This is a genomic window from bacterium, assembly GCA_035703895.1.
GTDB lineage: Bacteria > Sysuimicrobiota > Sysuimicrobiia > Sysuimicrobiales > Segetimicrobiaceae > Segetimicrobium.
Window position 1 is genome coordinate 1 of sequence record DASSXJ010000028.1, and the last position, 3266, is coordinate 3266.

Here is a 3266-nt window from a genome sequence, read left to right on the forward strand (position 1 = left end):
TACGAGGGCCTCAGAGTCATCTGGTGATGCCTGAACGGTCCTCGCCATCGGTGTCGCCTTCTACGCAGGCCACGCGAATCTGTCCCACGCCTCAAACCCGTGGCAAACGTCGACCCGATAGAGCAACGGCCTCAAAGCCAAAATGAATCTGGTACAGACAGGTAAAGACCGGTTACACTGGCACTTACAATAATATGCGCCCGTAGCTCAGTGGATAGTAGCACCGGCCTTCTAAGCCGGGGGTCGCAGGTTCAAGTCCTGCCGGGCGCGCCAGATCTTTAGCGAAATTGCGAATTCCCATCCCGTCTGTCCCCGTCAGAGGACGTCAGAACCCGTCATTTTTCGTGTGGGCACACGTGTGGGCATGGCGGATTTAGGTGATGCGTGTGGGCAACCATGTGGGCAGCAGCTGCGACGAGCCCCGCGCTGCGGGTTCCGGAAATTCTGATCATCCCTTTTCCGGAAATCCTGATCACTCCCGTTCCGGAAAGTCTGACCGTTTGGAGCTGACGTCCTCGGGTTCCACACTCGCCGCACCACGCAGCGAGCCGGTTCCCACACTCGCTGCCTCAAGCAGCGAGGGAAAGGATGATCGACATGCTCAAACGGCACGAGATTCAGGTTCTGCGGCGAGCGGGACACGCCCAAGTCGAGGTGGCCAAGCTCGCCGGCGTGTCTCTCGGAAGCGTCCGTCGCGTCGCGCGTGAGCCTGCGGTGACGCAGATTGATAACACGCAGGAGCGCGCGCGGCGGGACATAGGTCGACCGGCGAAGGCCGAGCCCTTTCGGCACCTAGTCGTCGACTTGCTGACGCGGGAACCCGAATTGCTCTCGGTTGAGATCCTGCGGCGTGCGAAGCTCGCCGGATATACCGGCCGGAAGACGGCGCTGTACGATCTCGTCAGCGCCCTGCGGCCAACCAGGGTCCGTCCACTCGTGCGGTTCGAGGGCCTCCCTGGAGAATTCTCGCAACACGACTTCGGCGAAGTCGATGTCCGCTTTCTCGATGGCGCACGAAAGCGCGTGCACTTTTTTGCCTCGCGGTTGAAGTACTCGCGCTGGGTGGAAGTCGCCATTGTGCCGGACGAGTGCACGGAGACCCTCGTTCGCACGCTGGTGGACCACTTCGTCGCTATCGGCGGGACGCCGCTCTTGGCGGTGTTCGATCGGCCGAAGACGGTCGCCTTGAAATGGGGGAAGGACGGCCAGGTGACGGAGTGGAATCCGATCTTCGCGGGCGTCGCGCTCGATCTCAGCGTGGGGATCGAGGTCTGCTGGCCTTCACGTCCGGAACAAAAAGGGTCGATCGAAAATCTTGTCGGCTGGGTCAAAGGATCATTCTTCAAACAGCGTCGTTTTCTTGATGACGCCGATCTGCTCGCTCAACTCGCAGAATGGCGGACCGAGGTCAACACGCAGCGGCCGTGCCGCGCGACCGGGGTGATTCCGGCGTTGCGGCTGGAGGTGGAGCGTCCGCGGCTCCGCGCGCTCAAGGTCGCCCCCGATCAGCTCGCTCTCCGCGTCCCGATCGTGGTCGGACCCACGGCAGCGGTGATCCATGACGCCCATCCCTATTCGATGCCGCCCGATGCGATCGGGATTCCGGGGACGCTGTTTCTGTATCGCGATCAGGTGCGGATCATCGCGGGACGCTACCAAGCCCTCCATCCGCGGCTCTTCGTACCTGGCGCGAAATCGACGTTGCCCGAGCATCGCGCCCAACACGTGGCAGCCGTCTCGGGGAAGCGTGCCAAGCGCTATCTACAGCGCGAGCACTTGCTGGAGCTCGGGCCTTCAGCGCTTGAGTACTTGACCGAACTTACGCATCGACGTCCCCGCATCTGGATCCGCGATGTCGATCGCCTGCACGCCCTGCTCGCCACGTACGGCGAGGACGCCCTGCGCGCCGCCTTCACCCGCGGGCTCGCCGAGCAGACGATCGGGGCCGAGTACATTGCGCACGAGTTGGCGGCAACCGTGCCGACGCCGGCCGTGATCGAGGGGGATGGTACAGGTCGTCCCGATGCCCGATCGTCGTTTATAGGGCATCCTGGCGGGTCGATGTCGCGCGGCGACCAGCTTCGACTCGCCCTGCCGGCGGCAACCGCGATTGATGTGCCGCGCGGAGGCCGGGTCCAGGCCGCCCCCGGCGCCCCGCGCCGCGGGGGCGGAGCGAAGCGGAGCGCCTGGACGCGGCCGAGCACGGCGCTACCCTTTGATGCCGACGGAGGGCGATGATGGTCTCCGATCAGGAAATGGACGCCTTGCTGAAACGGCTCAACCTGGCCAATACGCGACGCACGTGGCGCGAACTGGCGCGGCGTGCGGAGCAGGAGGACTGGACCTATCAAGACTTCTTCGTGCTGCTCGTGACTGAAGAGATCGCGCACCGACAACAGACGCGACTCGAACGGGTCGTCAGGCGCGCGCGGTTCCCGTTCCTCAAGACGATTGACGACTTTAATTTCATGTATCAATCAACGGTGCGGCTCGCGCTCCTCGGCTCCGCCTTATCGGCCGACTTTACGACAGAGGGCCACTGTCTGATCTTCAACGGTAAACCGGGTCGTGGGAAAACCCACCTGGCGATCGCCCTCGCGTACCGCGCCATCCAGCACGGGTTCGATGCGCTGTTCGTGACAGCAGCCGAATTGATCGACGATCTCTCCGCGGCATTTCGCGCCGGACGCTTTGCCGCGGTGCTCGCGACGTATACGCATCCCTCGGTCTTGGTCGTCGATGAAGTAGGCTATCTCACGTGCGGCACGGACGCCGCCAATGTGCTCTTTCACGTGGTCAATGATCGGCATCGCAAGAAGCACGCGATGATCTTCACCACGAACAAACCGCTGAACCAGTGGGGGCGCGTGCTGCATGACGAAGACCTCGCGCATGCGATCGTCGACCGCGTCCTCGAGCGCGGTCGGTTCCTCACGCTGGATGGTCCGTCGATGCGAACCAAGCATCTGGGGATTGACGACCCCACCGCACCTGAGGTATCGGCTCAATCGGCCAGCCTACCTGGCGACGTGATCAGAATTTCCGGAATCGATGCGCCAGAATTTCCGGAACCCACACGCAGAGGCATGGACGCCGGCTAGACGTTATCAAAGATGACCAGCCAAGGGTAGACCTCGCGCATGCGTGACCCGTTCACCGCTCGTCCCGACAGCCGTTCTCTGCGTGCGTGGCACGCAACGCACCATCGTGGCGTATATGTTCGCGACACGGCGTTGGCACTTGTGAGCGGTTTAGCAATACATCTC

The 3266-nt window shown here is 62.8% G+C and carries 2 protein-coding genes and 1 tRNA gene; all 3 read left to right on the forward strand.

The genetic code is table 11. The annotated features are described in order from the left end of the window. The first annotated feature begins 196 nt into the window (after positions 1–196). Positions 197–273 (forward strand) — tRNA-Arg (locus VFP86_02085). A 324-nt stretch (positions 274–597) separates the two neighbouring features. Continuing rightward, the gene (gene istA, locus VFP86_02090; GenBank protein HET8998414.1) at positions 598–2238 is read left to right on the forward strand and encodes an IS21 family transposase; all 1641 of its coding nucleotides are present in this window, start codon (positions 598–600) and stop codon (positions 2236–2238) included. After that, on the forward strand, positions 2235–3101 hold the full coding sequence (gene istB, locus VFP86_02095; protein ID HET8998415.1) for an IS21-like element helper ATPase IstB: 867 nt from the start codon (positions 2235–2237) through the stop codon (positions 3099–3101). The genes istA and istB overlap by 4 nt, the downstream gene beginning before the upstream one ends. Positions 3102–3266: the final 165 nt, after the last annotated feature.